General features: G+C 38.8%; 23 protein-coding genes and 1 tRNA gene. 5 read left to right on the top strand and 19 right to left on the bottom strand.

All coding sequences use genetic code 11. The annotated features are described in order from the left end of the window. Positions 1-161: 161 nt before the first annotated feature. The 8 genes from argJ to ACYQ0H_RS05375 all read right to left on the bottom strand — a co-directional run bounded on the left by argJ (position 162) and on the right by ACYQ0H_RS05375 (position 7,359). On the bottom strand, positions 162-1,433 hold the full coding sequence (gene argJ / locus ACYQ0H_RS05340; protein WP_459811806.1) for a bifunctional glutamate N-acetyltransferase/amino-acid acetyltransferase ArgJ: 1,272 nt from the start codon (positions 1,431-1,433) through the stop codon (positions 162-164). Positions 1,434-1,453: 20 nt separating this feature from the next. Next, complete coding sequence (locus ACYQ0H_RS05345; protein WP_459811807.1) at positions 1,454-2,107, bottom strand: polysaccharide deacetylase family protein; 654 nt, start codon at positions 2,105-2,107, stop codon at positions 1,454-1,456. A gap of 87 nt (positions 2,108-2,194) precedes the next feature. Continuing rightward, on the bottom strand, positions 2,195-2,437 hold the full coding sequence (locus ACYQ0H_RS05350) for a hypothetical protein (protein ID WP_459811808.1): 243 nt from the start codon (positions 2,435-2,437) through the stop codon (positions 2,195-2,197). A gap of 240 nt (positions 2,438-2,677) precedes the next feature. Next, a complete protein-coding gene (gene argC / locus ACYQ0H_RS05355) occupies positions 2,678-3,622 on the bottom strand; it encodes an N-acetyl-gamma-glutamyl-phosphate reductase (RefSeq protein ID WP_459811809.1) in 945 nt (314 codons plus the stop codon). A gap of 5 nt (positions 3,623-3,627) precedes the next feature. Next, on the bottom strand, positions 3,628-4,071 hold the full coding sequence (locus ACYQ0H_RS05360; RefSeq protein WP_459811810.1) for a hypothetical protein: 444 nt from the start codon (positions 4,069-4,071) through the stop codon (positions 3,628-3,630). Next, the gene (gene argH / locus ACYQ0H_RS05365) at positions 4,058-5,443 is read right to left on the bottom strand and encodes an argininosuccinate lyase (RefSeq protein ID WP_459811811.1); all 1,386 of its coding nucleotides are present in this window, start codon (positions 5,441-5,443) and stop codon (positions 4,058-4,060) included. The genes ACYQ0H_RS05360 and argH overlap by 14 nt, the downstream gene beginning before the upstream one ends. A 198-nt stretch (positions 5,444-5,641) precedes the next feature. Then, positions 5,642-6,073, bottom strand: coding sequence for a pentapeptide repeat-containing protein (locus ACYQ0H_RS05370; protein ID WP_459811812.1), 432 nt, complete (start codon positions 6,071-6,073; stop codon positions 5,642-5,644). Positions 6,074-6,135: 62 nt separating this feature from the next. Next, entirely contained in the window at positions 6,136-7,359 is a 1,224-nt protein-coding gene (locus tag ACYQ0H_RS05375) for an argininosuccinate synthase (RefSeq protein ID WP_459811813.1), read from the bottom strand. A 687-nt stretch (positions 7,360-8,046) separates the two neighbouring features. Here ACYQ0H_RS05375 and ACYQ0H_RS05380 point away from each other — a divergent pair. Continuing rightward, positions 8,047-8,595: a flavin reductase gene (locus ACYQ0H_RS05380; protein WP_459811814.1), complete on the top strand. Its 549-nt coding sequence runs from the start codon at positions 8,047-8,049 to the stop codon at positions 8,593-8,595. Between the two features lie 86 nt (positions 8,596-8,681). Here the strand turns inward: ACYQ0H_RS05380 and spoIID are convergent, their stop codons facing one another. After that, on the bottom strand, positions 8,682-9,650 hold the full coding sequence (gene spoIID, locus ACYQ0H_RS05385; protein ID WP_459811815.1) for a stage II sporulation protein D: 969 nt from the start codon (positions 9,648-9,650) through the stop codon (positions 8,682-8,684). Between the two features lie 384 nt (positions 9,651-10,034). On the opposite strand from spoIID, the gene ACYQ0H_RS05390 reads away from it, so the two are divergent. From ACYQ0H_RS05390 to ACYQ0H_RS05400, 3 genes are all read left to right on the top strand, one after another. Further along, positions 10,035-11,228 carry an ATP-binding protein gene (locus ACYQ0H_RS05390; RefSeq protein ID WP_459811816.1) on the top strand — a complete coding sequence of 398 codons (1,194 nt, stop codon included), beginning with the start codon at positions 10,035-10,037 and terminating at the stop codon, positions 11,226-11,228. Continuing rightward, positions 11,228-11,722 carry a GNAT family N-acetyltransferase gene (locus tag ACYQ0H_RS05395; RefSeq protein ID WP_459811817.1) on the top strand — a complete coding sequence of 165 codons (495 nt, stop codon included), beginning with the start codon at positions 11,228-11,230 and terminating at the stop codon, positions 11,720-11,722. The genes ACYQ0H_RS05390 and ACYQ0H_RS05395 overlap by 1 nt, the downstream gene beginning before the upstream one ends. Positions 11,723-11,957: 235 nt before the next feature. Continuing rightward, a tRNA-Lys gene (locus ACYQ0H_RS05400) sits at positions 11,958-12,033 on the top strand. 248 nt (positions 12,034-12,281) lie between these two features. On the opposite strand, the gene ACYQ0H_RS05405 is transcribed toward ACYQ0H_RS05400, so the two are convergent. From ACYQ0H_RS05405 to ACYQ0H_RS05445, 9 genes are all read right to left on the bottom strand, one after another. Continuing rightward, a complete protein-coding gene (locus ACYQ0H_RS05405; protein WP_459811818.1) occupies positions 12,282-13,151 on the bottom strand; it encodes a hypothetical protein in 870 nt (289 codons plus the stop codon). After that, positions 13,148-14,029 (bottom strand): hypothetical protein, encoded by an 882-nt coding sequence (locus tag ACYQ0H_RS05410; RefSeq protein ID WP_459811819.1) that lies wholly within the window; start codon positions 14,027-14,029, stop codon positions 13,148-13,150. Before ACYQ0H_RS05410 ends, ACYQ0H_RS05405 begins: the two co-directional genes overlap by 4 nt. Before the next feature lie 26 nt (positions 14,030-14,055). Continuing rightward, a complete protein-coding gene (locus ACYQ0H_RS05415) occupies positions 14,056-15,336 on the bottom strand; it encodes a hypothetical protein (protein ID WP_459811820.1) in 1,281 nt (426 codons plus the stop codon). A gap of 1,101 nt (positions 15,337-16,437) precedes the next feature. Then, a complete protein-coding gene (locus ACYQ0H_RS05420; protein WP_459811821.1) occupies positions 16,438-16,983 on the bottom strand; it encodes a barstar family protein in 546 nt (181 codons plus the stop codon). Between the two features lie 161 nt (positions 16,984-17,144). Continuing rightward, on the bottom strand, positions 17,145-18,008 hold the full coding sequence (locus ACYQ0H_RS05425) for a radical SAM protein (RefSeq protein ID WP_459811822.1): 864 nt from the start codon (positions 18,006-18,008) through the stop codon (positions 17,145-17,147). 611 nt (positions 18,009-18,619) lie between these two features. After that, positions 18,620-18,859 carry a hypothetical protein gene (locus ACYQ0H_RS05430; protein WP_459811823.1) on the bottom strand — a complete coding sequence of 80 codons (240 nt, stop codon included), beginning with the start codon at positions 18,857-18,859 and terminating at the stop codon, positions 18,620-18,622. A 131-nt stretch (positions 18,860-18,990) separates the two neighbouring features. Then, positions 18,991-19,524 (bottom strand): hypothetical protein, encoded by a 534-nt coding sequence (locus tag ACYQ0H_RS05435; RefSeq protein WP_459811824.1) that lies wholly within the window; start codon positions 19,522-19,524, stop codon positions 18,991-18,993. Between the two features lie 500 nt (positions 19,525-20,024). Then, a complete protein-coding gene (locus tag ACYQ0H_RS05440; RefSeq protein ID WP_459811825.1) occupies positions 20,025-20,189 on the bottom strand; it encodes a hypothetical protein in 165 nt (54 codons plus the stop codon). A 58-nt stretch (positions 20,190-20,247) separates the two neighbouring features. After that, positions 20,248-20,406, bottom strand: a complete 159-nt coding sequence (locus ACYQ0H_RS05445; RefSeq protein ID WP_459811826.1) for a hypothetical protein — start codon at positions 20,404-20,406, stop codon at positions 20,248-20,250. A gap of 148 nt (positions 20,407-20,554) precedes the next feature. On the opposite strand from ACYQ0H_RS05445, the gene ACYQ0H_RS05450 reads away from it, so the two are divergent. Beyond that, on the top strand, positions 20,555-21,262 hold the full coding sequence (locus ACYQ0H_RS05450; protein WP_459811827.1) for a hypothetical protein: 708 nt from the start codon (positions 20,555-20,557) through the stop codon (positions 21,260-21,262). Between the two features lie 437 nt (positions 21,263-21,699). On the opposite strand, the gene ACYQ0H_RS05455 is transcribed toward ACYQ0H_RS05450, so the two are convergent. After that, on the bottom strand, positions 21,700-25,272 hold the full coding sequence (locus tag ACYQ0H_RS05455; RefSeq protein ID WP_459811828.1) for a C-type lectin domain-containing protein: 3,573 nt from the start codon (positions 25,270-25,272) through the stop codon (positions 21,700-21,702). Positions 25,273-25,665 lie beyond the last annotated feature (393 nt).

A 25,665-nucleotide genomic window follows, 5' to 3' on the forward strand; every position in this document is an offset into this window, starting at 1 on the left:
CCTTTATTTTTTATTTTCTTTACAGCATCAGCTTTCAGCCTGCCGCTTCTGACCCACTAACCATTCCTTACCGCCGCTTTGCCCGCCCTTTCTCTCGCCAATATCTTTTACCGCACCGATCAGCTCAGCGGTAAGAACGTTTTTCCTGTGCCTACGTCTTACTACGACCTGTAATCACCGTTTATCTTAACATATTCATAGGTCAGGTCGCAGCCCCAGGCAGTGGCGGAAACATCGCCCTGTTTAAGGTCGATAAGAATTTCGATCTCGTCCTTTGAAAGGATTTCAGCAGCCTTTTCCTCATCGAATGCAAGACCAAAACCGTTATCGCAAACCTTTATTTTTCCTGCCTCTGAAGCGTAAAAAACATCAGCCTTAGTTACATCGCAGTCGGTTTCTGCATAGCCAGCCGCACAAAGTATACGTCCGCAGTTTGCGTCAGCACCGAACATTGCACATTTTACCAAAGGTGAACGGATAATGCTTTTTGCAACGATAATAGCAGTATCAAGGTCGGGTGCGGAGGAGCAGATGCAGGTAAGCAGCTTTGAAGCGCCCTCTCCGTCCTTTGCGAGAAGTCTGGTAATATTCATCATAACAATATAAAGCGCCTGTTTAAAGCATTCGTAATCACTGCCCTCGCAGGTTATCTCTTTATTTCCTGCAAGTCCGTCCGACATAACCATGCACATATCGTTGGTAGACTGATCTCCGTCGACCGAAAGACAGTTGTAGGTTACTTTGACTACCTCTGAAAGCGCCTTTTGCAGCATCTCAACAGAAATCGCACAGTCCGTAGTAATGAAGTTCAGCGTTGTAGCCATATTCGGGTGGATCATTCCGCTGCCCTTTCCCATTCCTCCAAGACGGCATATCCTTCCGTCAAGCTCAAACTCTACCGCGACCTCCTTTTTAAAGGTATCGGTAGTCATAATAGCCTCGGCGGCTCTTACGTTTCCGTCATACGAAAGACCCATAACAAGCTCGTTCATTGCGTTTTCTATCGGCTCTATCGGCAGTATCTGTCCGATCACGCCCGTTGAAGCCACAATTACCTCCTCAGGCGTTATGCCTAATGCTCCTGCTGTAAGACGGCACATTTTCTCCGCCTTTTCCTCGCCGTCAGGATTGCAGGTATTGGCGTTCTTGGAATTTACAATGACTGCCCTCGCCTTTCCTCCCGTTGCCGCAAGGTTCTTCTTTGTAACAACAACAGGTGCGCCCTTGACCTTATTCTGAGTATAAACCCCCGCCGCATTGCACATTACGTCTGAAACTATTATTCCAAGATCGTTTTTGCCGTTTGACAGCGGATTTCCGTTTCCGTCAGATACTGCTGGCTTTTTTATGCCGCAGTAAAGACCGTTTGCCTTAAATCCCTTCGCAGCGCAGACGCCGCCGTCTATATATTTGTATCCGTCAAAATTCTTCATTTTACAACCCTCGTTCGTTATTAGTATTGCTTCGTCTGAAAAACGTTTGAATAAACTGTTCTTTGCTTCGGCTTTATATTATTAACTGCAAACAGCTGTGAAACGGTAACAAAGCCGAAGCCCCGTTTCAGCATTTCAGGTATTATTATATCAAGCGCTTCTACTGTAGCATAATTATTTTCCATATCGTGAAGCAGGATAATATCTCCGTCTTTTACGCTGTCAAGTATTCTCTCCGCTCTTTCCTGAGCCGAAACTCTGTCCTCCCAGTCCTCTGCGCCTATTCCTGCGATAAACGGCAGGTCGATATTATCAAAAAGCTTATCGTTTACCGCAATATACGGCGGTCTGAAAAAACGTGGTTTATCTCCGATAACGTCGTAAATCTTCTGCGAGGTCGATCCAATATCCTTTTTTATCTCCTCGGCGGTCATTTTGGTCATATCGGCGTGAGAGAACGAATGATTACCTATTTCACAGCCTGCGCAAAAAGCGTTTTTCATGACCTCTGCCGACTCAGGAACTATATTGCTTCCCACCGCAAAAAACGAACCGAGTATATTATATTTCAAAAGCTTCTCCAGAACCAGCGGAGTTATTGCCGTATTAGGGCCGTCGTCAAAGGTAAGCGCAGCAGTTTTCATTGCGCTCGCAGCATAATTTTCGCCTTTCATCGTTCCAATACCTCTCTGATGTTATTCATTGAACCCTCATCATAACCGTATTTATCCATACCTTCGCCTGATATATCCCTTTCGGCTTCAGGAGCAAGCCGAGTGATCAAAGCGAGACGTAACCTTTTCAGCTTCAGCCAGCTTATACGACCTTCCTGACGGACTGAAAACTCCGTATTTCACGACCTCATCCTCTATGACAACACAGAAATTCACATTAAACAGCAAAAAGCACAGCAAGGAAACTTCTGAATATACGGCAGGGTGACGGTTTATACTCCTGATTATCCAGTAGCCGTCGCTGTTATTTCTGAGCCTCAGCTTAAACAACTTTGCGAAAGCTCCGACAAGCAGCATAACGACCGCAAAGATCGGAACGAAATCAGATAAAACGATTTTCCGATAACAGTCATGATATAGTCGCCGACGGCAATAATCTCCGTCTGAATATTATCGGCTGCAAAAAACAGACCGAATATTACGGCAAGCGTAAGCGCAATAACCACAACAGTTAGTATATCTGTCAGCCCAAAAAGCAATAATTACATATCAAGCGTTATAAATAGCGTATCAAAGTCCCTCAGATTCGTCAATCCCCAGCATTATATTCATATTCTGAACCGCCGCTCCGCTTGCTCCCTTGCCGAGATTGTCAAGTCTTGAGCAAAGCAGTATCTGCTCGTCGTTTCCGCAGACGAATATCTGCATATCGTTAGTTCCGGCAAGTGTATTCGCTGCTAAGAATCCGTCCGAAAGAGTTTCTTTGCCGCCAAGCTCCATAACCTTGACAAAACGCTGTCCCTCATAGTGAGCCGACATAATTTCGTGAATGTCCGCAGGCGTGTAATTCTTATTCAGCGCTCTTGAGATCAGCGGAACGGTTACGACCATTCCCTTGTAATAGTCGTCAACTATCGGGTTGAACATCGGCTTGTATTTAAGTCCGCAAACCGCCTGCATTTCCGGCAGATGCTTATGAGTCTGCCCCAACGCATACTGACGGGGGGAATACATTTCAGCAGTCTTTCCCTCTCCCTCCATTGCGGCGATCATTTTCTTTCCTCCTCCGCTGTAGCCCGAAACCGCATGAGCGGTCAGAGGATAATCCTCCGGAAAGACCCCCGCCTGAACCAAAGGATATACTAAGCTTATAAAGCCGCTTGCATAGCAGCCCGGATTTGCTACTCTTTTGGATCCTGCAATATTCTCTCTGTGCTCGGCCGAAAGCTCGGGAAAGCCGTAATCCCACGCAGGATCTGTTCTGTGAGCAGTCGAAGCGTCGATTATTCTTACGTTCGGATTTTCAGCAAGCCTTACCGCCTCGACAGCCGCTGCGTCCGGCAGGCAGAGAAAGGTAATATCCGATTCGTTGATAAGGCGTTTTCTCTCGTTTACATCCTTGCGCTTATCCTCGTCAATAAGCAGAATTTCAAGGTCGGAGCGGTTTTCAAGCCTTTCGACTATCTGAAGCCCTGTAGTGCCTTCCTTGCCGTCTATAAAGATCTTTGTTTTCACTTAAATCATTTCCTTTTTTTATATTGCGATTCGTCAAGAATACTCTTGTAGCTTCTCTCCGAAAGCTGAGCCCTTGAAAGCTTTTTTGCGGTGCGTTCAGCCGATGTATAAAACTGCCTGCCTATCCCCGCTCCGAAAAACACTGCGACCGCAGTCATAACCAGAAGGTTGGGGTCAACGCTGTCAAATCCAAGCAGAAAATACGCATATACTGTAATCGCCGCTATAGGAAGTATAAAATACCATCTCAGACCATACCGTCTTGAATACCTGAACGACATATACAGCGTACCAACCGGATAGACAAAAAGAAATCCGAGAATATCCGGTATAAGCGAACGGCTGACTTCTGTAGAAAGATAATATATTCCGTATGCAGCCGCAGACCAGATTACAATGTGAACAACCGCCGCTGCAACAGGTCTGTTATAGTCTTTAAGCTTTTTCATCAAGCCTTGCCCTTACATATCCGATCTGCGCCCTGACGGATTCCGGAGCAGGTCCGCCTGCCGCCTTTCTCTGCATAACGCAGGTTTCAAGGCTTATAGCGTCGTAAATATCCTCATCAAAGGTGTCGCACAAAGCTTTGTAATCCTCAAGGGGCAGAGTTTCCAGCGTGAGGTTTTTCTCGATACAGGTATGAACCAAAGTCCCGGTAATTTTGTATGCGTCCCTGAACGGCAGACCTTTCTTTACAAGATAGTCGGCACAGTCGGTAGCGTTGATAAAACCCTTTGCTGCCGCATTTCTCATATTTTCGGGAATGACCTTCATAGTTTCGATCATCGGAATAAAGGTAGTAAGACAAAGCTTAACAGTATCGACTGCATCAAAAACAGCTTCCTTATCCTCCTGCATATCCTTGTTGTAGGCAAGTGAAAGTCCTTTCATCATAGTGAGCAAGGTAGTAAGATCGCCGTATACTCTGCCCGTCTTTCCCCTGATAAGCTCGGTTATATCAGGATTTTTCTTCTGCGGCATGATCGACGAGCCGGTAGCGTAAGCGTCGTCAAGCTCTATAAACTTGAATTCCCACGAGCACCACAGCACGATCTCCTCTGAAAATCTCGAAAGGTGCATCATAAGGATAGAGATCGCAGACGCAAGCTCTATACAGAAATCTCTGTCGGAAACGCCGTCAAGAGAATTCTGAGTAATTTCGTCAAAGCCAAGCAGATCACAGACCAGCTGTCTGTCTATAGGGTAGGTCGTTGAAGCAAGCGCTCCGCTGCCAAGAGGCATAATATTCGTTCTCTTATATGTATCCTCCAGTCTGCCCAGATCTCTCAAAAGCATTTGAGCATACGCCGTAAGATGATGCGCAAAGGTAATCGGCTGTGCCCTCTGCAAATGCGTATAGCCGGGCATTACCGTTGTAAGATTTTTCTCCGCAAGCTTTATCAGGGTTTCAATAAGCTCTTTTACCAGCTTTTCAATTTCCTTTATCTCGTCCTTTAGGTACATTCTCAGATCGAGTGCGACCTGATCGTTTCTTGAACGGGCGGTATGAAGTCTTTTTCCCGCGTCGCCTATACGGGCAGTAAGCTCCGCTTCATTGAACATATGGATATCCTCGGCGTTAGGATCAAACTGAAGCCTGCCGGATTCTATATCCGCAAGTATCTCCTTCAGGCCCGCTATTATCTTCTCACTTTCTGATCTGTCTATAATACCACATTCGCCAAGCATTTGAGCATGAGCGCAGGAGCCTTCTATATCCTGTCTGTACATTCTTGCGTCAAAGGAAATAGACGAGTTAAAATCGTTTACCCTTTCGTCAACCTCCTTTGTAAATCTTCCAGCCCACATTTTTGCCGACATTTCAATACCATCCTTTTTCTTGTAATTGTTGTGTATTTATTCTTTACGGTCAGCCTGCATAACGAGGTCACAGCGCAGTTATGAAAAATAATCCCGCAGCGGCATACGAAGCAGCAAGCATTTAAAGTGTTTTTTTTAAAATATGGGCAAAATAGCTCCTCTCGGAGTTATTCTGCCCTTACTGAAATTCAGCTGCTTTTATTCCTTTTCGTGCTGTTCAAGAAGCTTCTGGATATCAACACCGTTTATCTTCAGTCCGTCTATTTTACAGTCGTTGATTTCAACATTTGAAAGATCGCAGTGGATAAATTGCGAGTTTTTCAGATCGGGATTCTTAAACTCCACATTATTCATTATTGAGCAGCCAAAGCGTGTGCAGCTCATATTTACGCCGAGAAATCTGGAGTTTACCATATACATATCGGTAAAATCCCCCTCGGTCATGCTTATATTATTAAACCTCGCATTGTCCATATTTACGTCGTCGAAATCCGCACCCTTTAGATTTACGTTGCTGAACTTAGCTCCGCCCAGATTAACGTCCTCAAACGATGAATTCGGCAGGCTGTCGTAGGAAATTTCCACCTTCTTATCGAAAGCCGGTTCAAATGTTTTGCTTGCGTCTGACATATCAAAAACCTCCCTTTAATTGAATATACGGTTAATTGTTAACGGCTTAGCCGTATTTCGGATCAGCGTCTTTTCTGATCGAGCTTCGCCTTTACCTTTATAGGCAGTCCGAACAGATTTATAAAGCCTGTGGAATCAGCCTGATTATATACGTTATCCTCGTCAAAGGTCGCAACCTCTTCATCGTAGAGAGTATACGGAGAAGTTACGCCGGCGTTGATTATGTTACCCTTGTAAAGCTTCAGCTTAACGTCGCCGGTAACGGTCTTCTGGGTTTCGGTAACAAATGCGCTCATAGCTTCTCTGAGAGGAGTATACCACTGACCGTTATAAACGATATCGGCAAACTTGATTCCGAGATACTGCTTAACTCTGGCGGTTTCTTTATCAAGAGTGATCGTTTCCAGAACCTCGTGAGCGTGATAAAGAATAGCTCCGCCCGGAGTTTCATAAACGCCTCTTGATTTCATACCTACAAGACGGTTTTCAACCAGATCTGCAAGACCGATTCCGTTTGCGCCGCCAAGCTCGTTCAGCTTTGAAACAAGCTCTACTCCGTTCATTTCAACGCCGTCTACAGAGGTAGGGATCCCCTTTTCAAAATGAATAGTTACATATGTAGGCTTATCGGGAGCGTCGATAGGAGAAACACCCATCTCAAGGAAGCCCGGCTTTTCATACTGAGGCTCATTTGCAGGATCTTCAAGGTCAAGACCCTCATGAGAAAGATGCCAGATATTCTTATCTTTTGAATAATTGGTTTCCCTGTTTATTTTAAGAGGAATATTATGAGCCTCGGCATACTCTATCTCCTGCTCTCTGGACTTAAGATCCCAGATCCTCCAGGGAGCGATTATTTCCATATCAGGAGCAAACGCCTTGATCGCAAGCTCGAAGCGCACCTGATCGTTGCCCTTTCCTGTACAGCCGTGGCAGATAGCGTCTGCGCCTTCCTTAATAGCGATTTCAGCTATTCTCTTAGCGATTATCGGACGTGCGAACGAAGTTCCCAGCATATATCTGTTTTCATAAACCGCTCCCGCCTGAACAGTCGGATAAACGTATTCCTCGATAAACTCTTCCTTCAGATCCTCGATATAGAGCTTTGAAGCTCCCGTTTTGATCGCCTTTTCTTCAAGACCGTCAAGCTCGGTACCCTGTCCTACATCCCCGGATACGGCGATCACCTCGCAGTTATTGTAGTTTTCCTTCAGCCATGGAATAATGATCGAAGTGTCAAGACCGCCGGAATAAGCCAGAACTACCTTTTTGATTTCCTTAGCCATTATAAATTCCTCCGTTACAATTAATATTTATGGTAATAGTTTTTGTAATTATCAGCATTACAATCACCATTATACACCATCACTTAATAATGTCAAGTGGTTTTGCATAAATGTTTTATATTTATACACAATTTCAGCCGATTTTTGCATATATATAATTTTTATGCGCAATATTATACATTTTGTATGCATTTATACATCGAAAATGCATAGATCCGGATCAGCGGAATAGAAGCGGATATTACGGCATATAATTATGATAAAACAGAACCACAGGCAATTTGAACATTCAAATAAATTATATCACACACCTTTCTTAAAATCAAGGGCTAAATACGTTTTATCCGAGAAAAATCAAGTTAATGCGGAGCGTTTTTCAATTCTTCCGAATACTTTTAACGGCTTTATTTGCCTCCTGATTTTTTATACCCCCTCACTAATAGGCTAAAACAGGGCAAAAGTTGCATACGTTTGTGCAACTAAAAATGAAATATGTCTAAATTAATTCAAAAATCATTTATCTGCACAAAAATCTTTATGGAAAACTGTGCAGTATGACGAATAAATGAACGGATTTCTTAACCCTGCGGCATTGCAATTTTAAGAGCCGTATGGTATAATATTCTACATAAAGTAAACTTAAAGCATATAAGCTTTTAATCTAAGTTCAGAAAGGGCGCGCTAAAAATGAGCAGTAAAAAAAAATTTGAGGAGCTTGGTTTTACGAAGATCTCCCCCAGCATACTTGATAAAGACGATAACGTAAATCCGTTCAAAATGGTGGGCAAGGACTGGATGCTGGTAACTGCCGGAGATGAAAACGGCTGGAACACTATGACCGCTTCCTGGGGCTTTATGGGCGTAATGTGGGGTAAAAACGCAGCTGTTACAGTAATAAGACCTCAGAGATATACAAAAAAATTCATAGATAGTTCGGAATACTTTACCCTCAGCTTTTTCGGAGAGGAATACCGTTCCGCTTTGGCGTTCTGCGGAAAATACAGCGGACGTGACAAGGATAAGGCTGCTGAAACGGGACTTGTTCCTGTATTCGCAGACAACGCCGTTTCTTTTGAGCAGGCCGAAACAATTATCGTTTGCAGAAAGCTTTACGTTCAGGATATGAAGCCTGAATGCTTTTCCGATAAGACCTGCGATGAAAAATGGTATCCGGATAAGGATTACCATACGGCGTATATCGGAGAGATAACAGCGATGTACCGCAGGGAAAAATAATTTCTTACAGCCGCTTAATAATTTGCGGTCATATAACATAAAACGGGCAAACTCAGTCTGCGCTGAGTCCGCCCGTTTTGTTTTTGTCAGCCTGAGAGCTTTGTGCCGGGGAAATAATGCTCAAGTATCTCCTTATAGGTTTTTCCCTCCTTAGCAAGATAATTGGCTCCGTACTGGCTCATTCCTACAAGATGACCATAGCCCTTGGTAGTAATTATAAACTTTCCTCCGCTGTATTCTGCTTCAAAGCATGGCGACGGAAGCGAAAGCGCATTTGCAAACTGCTGACCGGTTATAAAAAAACTTTCTCCGATACCTACCGAAAGAACTGTTCCCGAGGGTGTTTTTTCATCAGGGGTTATCCATTTTTCCTCGTCAAGCCCTTTAAAATCAGCGTCAGGGAACTGAGCGGAAAGCCTTGCGGAAAGCTCCTCGGGAGTAAATTCTGTTTGCTTTTCAAAGCCTGATATTTCGGTATCCCATGAACTGTCGCATACTGTAAGATAGGGAATATCCTCTCCCCATGCATTCAGCGCAGACTCGGTCTTTCCTCCGCTTATCGCATGAAACGCCACAATAACAGGCTCGCCTTCATATTCCAATATCTCCTTTTCAACCGTTTTTACCGCCTCGGAAACCTTTTCATAGGCGGCTTTATAATCATCTCCATAAAGCTCCTTTGCCTGCTCCTCTGTAAAATAGCTTTGATAGAGAGAGGTATCGTCGCTCATTACTGCGCCTTTAAGCTCCTTTGTCGGAGTCTCCTTTTCATTGAGCGACCTCCTTACCGCATATGTATGAGCCAGAACAGCCTGAGCTTTCAGGGTCTCAGCTTCAAAGTCGGCAGGCATCTGCGCCAGAACCGCTCCGATCATATAATCCTCCATAGATATTTCGGATACCTTATCCTCCTTTGTAAAAAGAAATTTTACGCTGTTTCCGCCTGCGGAGGTATCCGCAGATGCCTGTCCGTTACCGCCGTTAAAAAATGCTATACACGGAACCAGAATCAGAAATACCGCAAATACCGCCATAAGCTGAATATGATTTTTCATGCCGATCTTCCTTTCTATATCCTTTTCTGATAATGGAGCAAGCCCCGTTATTCCGCAACGACCCAGAACTTATATTGTCCGCTGCCCGACAATCGAGGACACAGGCCGTGCTATTTAATTATATTCATTACAGAGAAAAAATATGACTGATATGATTAAAGATCTATATAAAAAAAGCCGCATGATCCCACGTCAGGCTTAATGTTCAGTTCTTCCAGCGCTAAAGCAATGGAAAGTATTTCAGCGTGAATAGCGGGGAAAAGACAGCTCAAATTCATTTATCCTGCAAAATTGAATTCCTCACGACTTATGCAGTACTTCTTGACTAACAGAAATTAAAGTATTATAATATAGTAGATATATTATAAAAGAAGGTATACTGTAATGGAAAGCTTTAAGGATCTGCTTATGCAGACAAAAACTCTGGTAATTTTCAAAAAACTCCGTGAAAGAAATGTTATAAAGAAGCTTATTGCCGCTCTTGAGGCGTGTGAGAACGGCGATACTGATGAAGCTGTGGAGAAATACTCCGACTTTGCCGCTCAGCTGTACTCTCATTCGGATAATCTTACCCGTTATATCCTGCGGCTGACGCTTGAAAACGAAAACCTGTATATGCTCAGAAAGGGAGAGGGAAAGGCTACAGGCGCGCTGCTTGACGAATGTCTTGCCAACGAGCTTTATATTCTCGAACAGCTTTCTCAGATAACCTCTGAGGATATAATCTCAAAAATTAACTACAGCGGTTTTCTTCCGCATTACAGAACTGAAAATTTGGATTTTTCTAAAATATACGCAGACAGAATACATCAGATAAACCAGTACGGATACGGAATATATTCCCGCTATCACGTTTTTGTCATCAAGGACGGGACTATAGTTCCTGTAGAATATCCCGACTCTATCAGGCTTTCGCAGCTTTCGGGGTATGAACGGGAACGCAGCGAGGTAATAGACAATACTCTTGCTCTGCTGAAAGGCAGACCGGCAAACAATGTTCTGCTTTACGGCGACTGCGGAACGGGTAAATCCTCAACTGTAAAGGCTATTGCAAATGAATACTATCCGGACGGACTGCGCCTTATCGAGCTTAAGAAAAAACAGCTTCATGAGATCCCGGCTATCGTTGAAACGATAAGCAAAAATCCGCTGAAATTTATTATTTTCATTGACGACCTTTCGTTTACGGAGGACGACGACGATTTTGCCGCACTTAAAGCTATTCTTGAGGGCAGCGTTTCCTCTACCGCTTCAAATCTTGCGATATACGCTACCTCAAACCGCCGTCACCTGGTACGGGAGACCTTTTCGGCTAGAGAGGGTGATGAGATACATTTCAACGATACTATGCAGGAACTTTTGTCGCTTTCAGACCGCTTCGGTCTTACGGTCACATATTCAAAGCCGAACAAGGAGCTTTTCCTTTCTGTAGTCAGGGATCTTGCGCGTCAGTACGGTCTTAAAATGACAGAGGACGAGATCTGCAAGAAAGCCGAGGCTTACGCTCTTACAAGAGGCGGACGTTCGCCGAGAGTAGCTAAACAGTTTATTGAATATCTGAAAGGAACTGAGGAATAATGCTTACGTTTGAAAAAATATTGTCTGACGAACAAATAAAAAACACCGCGCTCCTTGCCGATCAGATATGGCATCAGCATTTCATAGGCATTATACCCGAAGGTCAGATAGACTATATGATTGAAAAATTCCAGTCGTACCGTGCGATAAAGGCTCAGCTTTCCGATGGCTACGAATACTACGGATTTTTTATTGACGGAGTACAGGCAGGCTACTTCGGGATCTGCGAAAAGCCGGACAATACGCTGTTTTTATCAAAGCTGTATTTAAAAAGCGAATACCGAGGAAACGGCTATGCTTCAAAGGCGTTTGAGTTTATTAAGAATAAGGGAAGAGAAAACGGGAACACTATGGTCTGGCTGACAGTCAACAAGCATAACGATCCAGCTATTGAAGTATACAGGCACTGGGGAATGAAAATAATACGCAGCGAGGTCACAGACATCGGAAACGGATACGTTATGGACGATTACGTTTTCGGCGCAGGACTTTAGGAAAAGCTGCACAGCTGACAAAGTATCGTTTCAATAGGACAGCAGTTTATTTCGTATTGCATATCTATGATTCACGCAGACTGAATTGTACAAACTACATAACCGTTTTAACAGCGTGAATTGTTTTTTAGTAATAATTATAAAAATTGTGCAAAAGGCTTGACAAAGCGGTTATGATTTGATATAATAATTAAGTCGTTGCAGACAAAAAGCTTTCGGCGTTAAAAACAAGTGTGAGTTATTAGCTCAGTTGGCAGAGCATTTGACTTTTAATCAAAGGGTCCGGGGTTCGAATCCCCGATAGCTCACCAGAATAAACCCCCGTATTTACGTTAAACTGCGTAATTACGGGGGTTTATTTATTCTGTATTTTCATAGCATATGACAAAAAATTGATAAATATGACACGTTTTCAGAGATATATGCCATGAAAATATGACACGGTAACTGCTCAGGCAGAAACTATCATAAACAGCTGAACAAACTGAGCTATAAGGTCATTACCGTATCATTTGCAGCCTTCACGTTCAATTGACCATATAAGTAATAATTTGTTCCCCTAACCGTTGTCATCTGTTATATGAAACGAGCAACGCTTGCCTATTTCAAATACATTAATAATCAACACTGTACATACGATTGCAAAATATATATATGAGTATAAAATGCTTTTTATAGTTTTATCGTACATTCCGTCATAATGCCAGCCGAACGCTGAATTTGCAATCGGAAACAGCCATTTGGCTCTTACGTCAACCGCCCACAATACCAAACCTGTTACGATAAAACTCAGGTTTACAAATATTCCGAATACTTTCTTCCTAAGCAAGGTAAAAACCATAAGAATCAGTCCGACTGTAAGCATAAACATAAGCATCAGCGCTGCCGCATGAAAAAAAGCAGTGTACGGACGTGACTGATTAATTACGGAATCGTCTATAACAGCAAAAGTGAATTCGTTTCTGATCGTTACGTTTTCAGGTTTAATTGCATTCTTTGAAACAAGACTCCATGCGTTGATCAAAAAACTCCTGTTAAATACCGTTAACATTGAAGATAAGCCTAAAAACGCTGTGAACGTAACTGAAGAACATATCAGAAACCATATCTGTCCTAATATCCAAGCAGTTCTTCCTGTTCTGAAAAGTATAAAGGTTCCCGAATTATCTAACTTGGGATGATCAGAAATAAGGATTAAATAAGTCAGCGCGACCAACGGTACAAAATATCCGTTATTCATAAGTGAAATAAACGGTTCTATTGCATTTAGCGGAGTTAAAAAATAATCCGAAAGCCGTATAAGAGGATCAATAAAATAAGTATAAAAGAACATATATGCAAAAGCAAAAATCAATAATCTTGAACTAAGGAGCCATCTTACATATGTAGTTTTCAGAACAACATAGCTTTTTTTAAGAACTGCCGTCATTGCTTCAGCCTCCTTTTCATAACATAATAATACAAAACAAAAAAGACTGCAATAACAAGCAGGAAGTATATGTACGCAAAAGCTAAGGAAAGCCCTGTATAATCTGAAAACCAATTTTCAACCGAAGAAAATCTTGCGCTGTTATCAAGAAAATAGAATTTAGCGTCTTCCATTTTACCGCTGTACATATAGGGTTTAGCAACCTGTGCAAAAAAGAAATAGGTAAGCACGGGAATTCCAAGAGAAACATATTTGCTCATTGTGACAGATGAAACAGCTAGACAAAATAATCCGCCTATTTGTGCAATAAGCCCCGATGTTAAAATTCTGCCGAAAATAAACAACAGCACGCTGTCCGAGCCGAATATTCTGTTAAAACCGTAATAATTGAACCAATCCGCAGTATAAACGCTATCGGCATATTCATTCGGAAACGGAAAAATACTGAAACATACGACTGCAAAGATAAGATAGCATATAGATATTAAAGAAACCGAAATTATTATACTGCATATAAATTTTGAACATATATATTTTCTGAAACCGGTTCTCTCCGCAATATGACGCCAATAGTTTGAATTATATTCGTCACAGAATACAGGAACACATGAAAATGCCGCTAAAAACGGTATAAAGATTCCGATCCATTGGTTTGCAAACCCCTGTGAAAAAATACTTATACAACTATAAGAAGAATACTCCAGCCATAAGCTTTTATCCGTCTTAAAAATAAACTCGGCTATTGAATAGCTCGGAGTAGACGTATCCAAAAGAACGCAGCCCGTAGAAAAAATCAATATGATAAATACTATAATTGACAGCAAAAAGTTTATACTGAAAAAGCTTTTTCTTAAATCTGACTTTATTGCATTGATCATAGTACCTCCTAATAGCGTATAAGAAATCAGTATATATAGAGTTCTCCTGTTAAAGCGTCCACAAGATAAAGACAATTCTGATTTACTGTCGTGCTGTCATATCCCGTTATATCCGGATAGCAGCCGGACATTGTAAAAGCCCAGAACGGTCTTAATTGTATATCTGCATTATTAAGCATATTTTCTGTATCGACATTCGGTTCTTCGCCTTCGGCAGGAGAAGTATAGTCAGGACAGTCGTTGCCGATATAGTAATACTCCAACTCAGCTGTTTCAAATGAATAAGCAGATTTATCCGCCATACTTGAAGATATTATGTTTATAGCAGACGTAAGAGATATTAACTGTTCGCCGTTATCAATAATTTCTCCTGTATACGGCGTGTTACATTTTATAAAGGAATTGATCTGTTCTTTTTCGTTAAATGCAAGCTGTATCTGTGAGGAATATAAGTATGGAATTCCTTCCGCTATCCAGTTATCGCTGCTATTATCATAATAAATTTCGTCATTGGCATAATAGTAATGGTTGTCATACAGATTCCCGTTTTTATCAATTCTCTGATATTCAATTACATACCCAAAACTGTCATCAAGCTTTTTCACTGTGAAGTCTGTCATTGAATATGTAAACAAATTATTTTCAAGCGGCGCCAAATATTCATCGACAAAATCCTGAGCAAATTCAGCAGCGTCTTTTATTCCCCAATCGCTTCCGTCAAGCATATTGTAACTGACATCGTCAAGGCTTTGACCTAAATTTACCCTATACCTTTTTTCTATAGGGAACAATTCAGTAAATCTATACGGATCCCCGCCTGCAACTCTGTTATAAAATGAATATCCTGTTTCATGATAAATAAGCGAACGGCTCATATCCATATTCTTTCCCATATACATAATAAAGCTGTGAGGATTAATATCACTTTCCGGATCATTTTCATCATACCGCCTTCCCCCAATATTATATTCACAAAAGGGTGAGTCAAGAGAAAATTCTTCCTGATATAAGTGATAAACCAAATCCTTCAGATCATCAAAGTTAGGATTATACGGAGATATTTTATATGCGGGCATTACATTCCCTTCTCCGATAATTACATTATCAACAGTTACGTTTGTATTATTTGACTTTAGACTTTCTAAACTGGTTTTTCTAATTTCGTCAAGGCATATATAATCAAGCTCAGCTGACTGAGCCTGATTATTGTTATTCAGTATTTCCTCCTCCCTTTTTACTTCGTCGGGAGCTTTTGAACATGATGACATTACAGTTAATATAAAAACTATTATAATGACCTTGCGCATTTCATATCTCCTATTTATTGCGCGTTACCTGTAATTGTAACGCCGTTGGTTCCGGTATATCCTCTGAGGGATACCGTGATCTGACAGTTTTGAGCATTGAGATCAGAGTATCTGTTTCTTGCATATTATCCGATCCTCACTTACTTTTTTTACAGACCTTTATCCGTTATCTGAAGAGCTTTTCATTTTTAATACAATCCTGCCCACGGAATCCTTGTGAACATTTTGTAAATATTTTCATCGTAATATTGCTTCTACAGTTACAAAGAAATAAGCTTCGAGGCTGATACAAGGTAAAACTCGCTGGGTAGAAAATGAGTTCTGAAACAGATCTTATTTTGACGGTTACGGATCCAAATGGCGTGCGTTCGATCTAGAATAGTAAATATTAAAACCTGCCGCACCAATGCCGAAGGTGCAACAGGTTTTCATGTTTTTTTATTAATAAGAAATTGCCCGGAGTCTTTTGAATTTATTTTAATTCAGGATTTAGCCATAATGCAATCAATTTTTTATTCTTTATTGTTGCAATTACATTATTTGATATTTTAACGGATGTACTATTTAGTTCGTCAGTTCCTATGCATAACCATCCGGTTTTACTGTCATAAAAGGTTTGGTAAGTACATATAGGTGCAAGTCTTTTTATGTCGCCGCTCTCATAATTGCCATTTACTATTAATTTACCTACTTGACACTTAGGTATTACAAGTTCTTTATCAGTCCAACAAGTTTTTGGATGATATCCATCTATTGAATATACAGTTTTATCATCTGAACTTATATTAATACATAAGTTTTCAAATAATAACGATACATCGGTAGGTAATTTGGGAATGGTTTGAAATGCATATTCATTACTTATATACTATTTTACTTTGAATTACAAAATTGGACATTTCAATAATAAACTCCATGTTTAACCTCCTTATTTTGAGTTAAATAAAAAATGAATAACTTGGTTTTTTTCTACATTTATAACTAATTCCCAGGTACCAGGTGTATTGTTAAGATATCCAGGTATATCCCATCTTAATACTCCTTGTGACATCCCACACCGGACATCTGTGTTCTTTTACTTTCTTTCTATTAAAATAAAAGTCATAAATATGTAAACGTACAATTTCTATCATTATTTTTTATAAGCAGTTTTAAAAAGGTGTTTGCGTCATCTGGTATTTTTTCTTTCATAAACATAAAATTTATAAATTTTATTTCTTTAATATTTGACAAGTCAATTATATCATTAAATGCGTCCCAATTCATACCATACCATTCAGGTAGCTTAAAAACTTTTTTTATTTTGCTATGAAGTTTACTTTTATTGTCAATTCCAGTACAATCAAATATAACTATTGGTTGCATTTCGTTATGTTTCTTTACTAACGATTTTAATTTTTTATCAGCCGTACTTATAAAATCACTATAAGTAATTAAGTCAAAACAATCCTTATACTTGTTATATAAATTGACCTTTAAATGTTCTGATTCAACACCGGATGAATAATCACATGATATTAATTGTAAATATAATTCATTGTCTTTTTTTAAATTTGCTTTCAACAAATCTACAGAAGAATATACCCAATCCTCAAATTCCTTATGAGAAATTAAGTTGCTAATAAAAGCATAAAAATAGTTAATCATAATAAACCTCTTAATAAGTTCCAATATAAAACATGGTTTCATAATGGTCAAATGTTCCATAAATTAACCCGTCATTAGAAAAAAGTATTCTATATGCTGGATTGTTTGGATTAGAACGCTTCAGTGCATAATTAATTCCTACGTCCGCTTCATACCAAGTTCTATTTATAGCCGATGGCAATTTTTTCTAAATCTAAAAAAATATCGCCGCCTAATTTTTTCCCTAATCCATTAACATCAATGCAACGTCCACATTTGTAAATCTTTCCGTTTTCCATAATAACGGTTTGTGATATCGGTCTTTTAAATGAATTATTAACAATATGGCGAAAGGCAGAACGTAGGTTAAATACAGGGACATTATCTTTCATAAGTTGACGTATTTCTGAACAACACCTGCTTTTTTCTGATTTTGTAAGTGAAAGATTCTCTGTTCCAGGATATGGAGTGTGAAAATTGAAAGACACAGCTTTGATATTATGTTCTTGTACAACAATCTCTCCTATTTTGCTAATTTCATTTTTGTTCAAACGATTTAAAGCACAATAAAGGCAGATGTTCGGACGAGGGCTATTTCTTATATTCTGCATTATCCTGTCATAACATTTACCTCTGATCATTTCATGCTTTTCTTTGCCACCGTCAAGACTTACAAGAATGGTGTCGGCTTCAGGCACGTTAAGCTGATATGTGCCGTTCGTAACTATGTTTACAACAAAAAAGCCTATTTTTTTTGCTCGTTTAACAATATCGCGAAGATTTTTTCCACTGTCATTCCAAAGGAAGGGTTCTCCGCCATATAACATTAAAATACGGACTCCCATTGAAAAAAGCTTTTTCATATCTCTACAAATTGAGTCATATGTATACATTGTTTTCTTCTTATTGTTTACAGCACAATGGAGGCAAGACAAATTACAGATATCCGTAATTATTATACTCCCTATCAACGGCTTGTCAGATTTTGTGAATATCTGTTTCATTCCATAAGATGTATAATACACAAACTGTGATAGCTTTATCATATTGCCTCCTTATACTGTTATATCATTTTCTTTTAGTAGCTTATCTTTTTACTTTTTTATTCTTGAAAGATAGTCAGTAAATCCTTATTGATAATTAATCATGCTTATTCTTTATTATTTTTACTATTTTTGATGCCATCAATTGACTTAACATATTTATTAGAGATAACAATAGGATAGCAATTGGATAATTAAATTCTAATAAACGTGGTAAAGGATCATAATGTTTAGTAGAATGATGTTGTATTTGAAAAGGAGTAAAAATGTTCACGGTATTTAAACCCCATTGATCTCCCAACAAAAAAATTAACAATACTGTCAAATAGAATATCAATGAAGAATATACCCATTGTTTAAATTTTATCTCATTAAATATATTTATTATAATCGTAAAAACAAATGAGATTAACAAAAAAATGATTATTTCATGATCCTCATATATACTGTTGTTATTAAAAAGAAAATACGGAAAAATAATTCCCAAAAACACAATAGCTACGTTAAAAACATACGGCAAATACTTCTTCATCAGAACTCCTTTGCGATTATATAATACGAATAAATATAATGTGGGTGTTTAATTTCCATGTGCCATTTATTCCATTAAAAAATCATTCTTCAGGCTTGTAAACAGACAACAGATTATATGAATCATCAAAAACAGTTATTCTGCCACATTTTTCGCAGTGCCAAACATTATAATTCGGATATGGAATATCGATAATATTAATAGTTTCCTTTGTTAAAAATGAACACCATTCACGGTCAGAATAAACATAATATTCAGTATCATTTGAGTCCATTTGATTTCTTAGAATATTTCCGCATCGACAATGTATCTCATTTTTCAAAACCTCCTATGGATTATAAATAACTGTTCCTTCCAATGTCCAAAACGTATCTGTTTTTGAAGATATATGTATCATTTCCATTGCCGGCGTTAAGCCTGTCGTTTCCAACGTTATCATAAAACTCAAAAAGATTATGCAAATTGAACAAAAGATACTACCTTCCATTCACCGTCAATTTTTTCAAAGTACAATCGGTCAAATGGAGGTGTCTTAGTATTTAAATTGCAATTAATTGTATTTCCGTTTTCTTCCACGGAACATTCTTTATTCCAATAAACTATTGCTTTATTCTTATAATTCAAACATTTTACTTGTATATTACCTAATTGAAAAGTTTTATTGACAGCACGATAGGGATTTAAGCGTTTAAAGCTGTCACTATCAATAATATCAGCATACTTCTCCGATATACCACTACTTTTATACGATTCCTGTATCATATCTTGAGTAAGATATTCTAATTTTCTGTTTGTTTGATTATCATTAAATAGTTTTAATAATCTTAAATCAGACACATCAAGATAATCCGCATCGGATATGGATGGTATATTATTAACATAGTAATTATTAAAATACACAACTCGGGTTGATAAGATTATAAGCAATAGGAAAACTACAATAAAAACACTGATAGATATTAGTATCACAAGTTTCTTTTTTTTCATGTTGGGATCCTGCTTTCAAGCAAATTTAACGTTGCAAAAATAACGGTTTCTAGAAAACAGAACATTTATGTGATAGATATATTTTATATTCTGGCACATGATTTTTCAGTAGAATAGGTATATCTTGGTTCAGGATATATATGTTCTTGTTTTTCCCATTAGATAGATTGAAGTTTAACTTCTTGATTAAAAATGTTTTGAAACGCCATTCAAATGAATTCTATGTTCCCGGAAAACGAACTTGCAGAAAACTTTCAATTGCTAAAATATTGAATAAAAATAGGCAACTGAAAAATGCGGGCATATTAACTTTTGTGAATTACCCTCGGTATGGAAATACTCGTCCCATCCTGCTCATCATCTCTTGACAGCCGGCAGTAACACGCTGCTGTATATTTGCTTTGCTCAATCATCTCAATCCAACCCTTTCTGAGCAAAGCGGTTGACTGTATATATTGTACTACATTAAATCGCTAAAGTCAACCCTTTACCCATATTTTTTATGCTGTTATTTCCTCTCCTCTTAACCGCTCCCTGATTTTTCTGCATACATAATCAACATACAGCGGCATAAGGCTTTCCGTTCCGAAGCGGCGCTCCACAAGATACTCCACTCTGCCCTTTTTTACGGCGGCAGTATTCTGTTCTGTATTTTTACTATTCAATAAATCATCTCCCTTATATTTTGCGTTAAAACGAAATACAATTATTAACGCCCCTCCGTTAAAGTGTTTTGTGCTTCACAGTTCGTCTATCGGAGTCGAGCTTTTTCAGACGTTCTGCGATATTCTGAATTTCCGTTGGAATGTCCCGAAACATTTCACGCTTTTCACTGTCTGTTCCGTATCGCAGTATTTCATTCAGATATTCTATGTGGCTCATCTTTTGCATACTCTCTACAAACAGCAGATTTATCTGCTCTCCAACATTTCGGGGAGCATATTTTTTTCTCCACTGATACAGCTTGTTTAGATACTCTAATAAAAACGGAAAGTATATCTCGGTCAAGGCTCCGAAACAGCAGCGGGCAGTGAGATTAAAAACGCTTGGTGAGGACTATACCGTTGTAAGCCTGATTTCGAGAATTCGTTGGAAAGACGTTGGTGAGAATATTTCTCTTGATGATAATTCTGCTCCGATTCGTGACGATTACATCAGAACTCTCAATGAAGTAACACAGCTTGCAAGGGACGGTAAAAAAATTCAGCGCAGGCATGACAGCTACTTACCTTACTCTCCGCAAAACGATATGGACGTTTACAAGCTGTCTGCTCAGCTATCCATTATTAATCGGGATAATATTCATTCAATCGGTGAACTGGAGGGTAAAATTGAAACTTTGAAAGCAAGCTATGAAAATGCAAGGCAGGAGCTTAACAGTCTTATTGTCAGTCAAGAAAAGCTGGAGGGACTTACGGAACAGGCGGAGGAATATTTCTCTCTTGCGGACAAAGCTTCGCTTTCTCCTGCCGAACAGTTAAAGCTGAATATTTGCAGGCAGTCTATGATTAACAATAATATTAACGTGCGTGAGGATTTTGACAGGCTGAACGCTCTGCTCAAAGAAACGGGCAAAAAAATAGCAGCTCTCAAAACTGATTTTGAGAACTGCAAGCAGTTGTATGTGGTTTATGCGGATATTGCCAAAACCTATGATGAGATTTCTATGGGGGATTATGTTTCTAAGCTTGTGGAAGAAGAACGCAGGAAACATTTACATAAGGGTAAGTGCTTTTGATATGATATCTTCCCATTGTGCAGAAACTAAACAGCAGATTTTGAATTTGTGTAAAAGAAATACGGTAGACAATGTAGAATAACTACAAAGTCTGCCGTGTTTTTATATTTGTATATAAACGTTTTATTATAGTAATACTTCTGGTATTAAAGCAATATATGGGAAAACAATTATAACAAAGTTTATAATAAAAAGCCAAAAGTCAATCTTCACTTTGTGATTCTTTTTCGATAATTTGCGAAAATGAATGTTCATTCCAAAGCCTATAATAATATGTGATATTATTATAATTAAAAGTACAACATCACGAAAAAAATCGTTTTTGGTTACGAAATCAGATTCAGGCCCCATAAATCCATACAACAAAAATAAACACATTCCGATGCTACTGTAAAGAGTGCAGAAGATCAAATCGATTGCATAAATAGCCCCCTTTTTCACCAGTTATTAACCTCCTTATTTAACGCTTCTGTCCATTCATTACTTCTAAAGTCAATAACGTAACTATTCGCATGATTTTTAATGCTTTTTTTTAACGGATTAGGTGTGTATATTCCCAGGAGCATTCTTCCATTAAGATTTTCATTAAAAGCTTTTTCCCATGTCTTTGAAGCAATTTCTGCACAGTTATTTGATAAAAAATTATAATGTTGATCACTATTCCAGTATTCGATGCATTTCTTCAGTTGGTTTTCTGATATATCGTGGTCTAATGCGTAATTATCTCCATAACTTCTATCATAATTACCATCGCTATCTTCATAATCGCTGTAAAGTAGACAAAGTTCAATGTTAAAATGAATACCGGCAGAAGCATCACTGGTATCTCCAGATGCACTTGACTGGCTACTACCACTTGAACTTCCTCCACTTGAGCCTGATTGACTACTGCCGGAAGAACCACTTTGGCTTGAACTACCAGAAGATCCGCTACCACTGGCTCCGCTTAACGTGCCAGAAGCTGTCCCTGCTCCATCAACAAAGTTTCCTATGCTGATATATCTGTTTGGAGATATTATATATTCGCAGGCATCAATTTTTCCCCAATTATTCAAATTATTATTATCGCCATCATTTTCCACATATTTAAATCCTGCTGCTAATCCTGATAAATCTAATTTATCATTAATATAACTTTCATATAGCAAAAATGCATGTCCAATTCCTTTAGGGTCATGTGAAACAATTGTCAATTTTCCTACAACACCATTAGCAAGTCCCTTTTTTAAAGGTTCTCCTTGATACTCATTATTTACGCCCTCAGGAGTTGTAAATGTCACTCCATTAGTTTCATCATAATCATTAATTCCATCTCCATCCGTATCCCCTTTAGTCGGGTCTGATAAACAAGGGACTATTTCCAGCTTATCAAGAAAAGCATCAAGACCATATATTTTATTTTGAAGCTTTGGATTCAGTAAAAATTTGTAACCCTGCTGTTCAAGAACATATGGAGTAGGGAAATGTGGCTCACCGTCTTCATCATATGTTATCAGCGGTGAATTACTGTCAATCTCTTCCCAGTCGAGCAATGTATCATTATCCGTGTCAGCACTGCTGTTTGGTGAAAGCTTTGCATCAAGAGTTACTGTTTTGAGATTGTTTCCAAGTACTATATTATATCCAGTTTCAACAGGATTTTCCCACTCGCAAATAAAACCGCAATTCGTAGTATTATAGAAATAATTTCCGCCTACATCAACATAATTCAATGTGTCATTCCACAATCCTGTTGATGCATACATTTCAACATAGCATTCGTCATATGTGTTTGTATTTGGTTCTCCGCTTGCCCAGTTTTCATATGAAAATTTTGTGCCGTCACACCAATACCAGTTATACTGGTCATCTATATTTCTGTAACCACCAAGCCAGTATAAACCTTTTGACGATGTTGATGTAAGTGCGAGATACTTCAAGAAATCCTGCTCTTCTTCTGAGTTTATCGAAACAAGATGACCGCCAAGTTCTTCGCACATATCTCTTGCGTCAGTCCAAGAAAAAGGCGTAGTGCCTGAGTATATTCCGTATGTATGACCATTAAAATCTTTTTTGTCTATAACACTTTCAACATACTGTTTAAGAATGTTTTCCGACATTGAATAACTCATCATTACTGGCATAGATGATTCTGCTTCAAATCCAAGACTGTCAAGCCAAAGCTGAATATCCATAAGACAATATGTTCCGAGTTCCTTGTCATTACAAATTATGGTGTTATTCTCTGTATCATACTCTGTTTTTGCAGGCAGCAGCATATGCAGTTCTTCATTATATTTGAAAACCTGCAAACGTCTTATTCCATTTAATTCGTCTGTGTATTCTGTATATTCATCTACCGTATTAACAACATATTTATCTCGTATTTTGAAGTATAGCACACAATCATCAATTTTGCAAGTATTATCATAAGAAACGTCAACAGACTTACCTAAGACAGAATCATTATATATAGCTGATGAATACGATGATTCTGAAACATCAGTCAAACGCTGTGCATAACCCGAAGCGTTTATATCAATACTTAAATCATAAGCGTTGTCATCTGTGTTAATCTTACTGAATACATCACTGTCAGCCAGGATAGTTTGGTCAACAACAAACTCCTTATCAGGAACTTCATATGTATTTGGATTTAATGGGTCGAGTGTTAGTTGTGGTTCATCACCATCAATCAACCCGTCCCCATCTGTGTCCGGAATCAGAGGATCAGTTCCGTATATATTTAATTCATCAAAATCATTCAGACCGTCGTTATCGGTATCTGCCTTTTTAGGATCAGTTCCAAGCTCAATTTCCTGTGCGCTTGTAAGTCCGTCACCGTCTGAATCTGCGTCAGCGTCGGAAATTCCTTCTGTTACAGAATCAAATTTTAGAGGATCGGTTCCTGTAATGTAAGCTTCCTGATAATCGGTCAGTCCGTCATCATCTGTGTCAATCTTATTTGGGTCTGTTCCAAGCATAACTTCAAAAAAATCAGCAAGTCCGTCGCCGTCGCTGTCAAGAAAATCAACAGAATAGCCGTCCTCTGTTTTTGTTACAACAAAAGGCACAGATTCAATTACCTCTCCGTAATTCGTTGTAAGAGAAACTTTGAAGTACCTTGTTTCAAAGTCCTCAGTAATCAAATACTGATATGTAGTTGCACCTGTAACTGTTGCTACAGAAGAATAACTAACATTATCATCTGAAATCAACACCTCATAATCGCTGTTTGTATAGTTGGTGTACCATTCAATATCTATGCTTCTGGCTTCCTCATTATACTTGCCAAAAGCATATAGCTCAACGTCAATGTCCGATTCAGTTCCGACCAATTCAGCCATGCTGCTGCTGTAATTTGCATTCACACTCGGACAATTGAATGTAATTGTATCTGCAATAATTATAACATTGTTAAGATTGAGGTTCTGCGCAGTAATCTCAACATCGCCATACGGAGCATACACTAATCCGTTCAGATTTACGTTTTGGCTGTCAATAATAATATCTCCTGTTTCAGAACAGATTGCAGAATTATTCGTGTTTTTTACTTCACCGTTAAGCATGACATTATCTAAAGCCTTAATTCCGGTACTCAGATTTATGTTTCCTGTCAGTTCAAGGTCGCCTTTAACATCCATAGGATCATTGATGTTGATATTCATTTCCTTATAAATGTAATCATCAGGATATACGTCAACATTTTCACCTGTAAAATATGTATAATTCAGCTTTTTGAAAATGTATATCATTTCTTCATTGGCTTTTTCTTTCTTAGCGCCATTGTTATTCATGTTCCCGCTTGCCGAAATAGTGCCGTTTGTGGCAACATTACCATTTACGCAGAAATTCCCCGCATTAACCGTTATCGCACCGTCCTCGTTTGACCCCGCAAACATCGTATACGGATATTTCTCGACGGTATCCTCTGCCATTGCAGGAATTACAGGCAGCATTGCAGCTGCCATTGCTGCGGCGATCACCCCTGATATAAGCCGCTTTGTCTTTCTGAAAAACTTGTTGTTCATTTTTCTCCCTTTCATAATTTTGATTTTTTGTATTACCGGCGATATTTTTAACATCGTCTATGTAATTACTTTTAATTTAACACAATAAATGATATATTTCAAGATATATGGACATAATTATATAAAATTTTGTACAATTATACAAAACACCGTATTAACATTTGGCAAACATAACCAATAAAATTCTCCCTTTTAGTTAAAAGGGAGAATTTCTGTTTCAAGAATGCTTTGCAATTAAGCGCTGTTTTTCTAACATAAGGATAGCTAAAACAAAACCCAGCCTGTTACCAGACTGGGTTTTACTTTTGTCACACATATTAAGAGGAGGTATGGCGCAAAAGCTTATGCGGAGTTCCGAAAGATTTCCCCTCGCTACTTGCTTGTAAGACACAA

The sequence above is a fragment of the Hominimerdicola intestinalis genome (genome assembly GCF_054655215.1).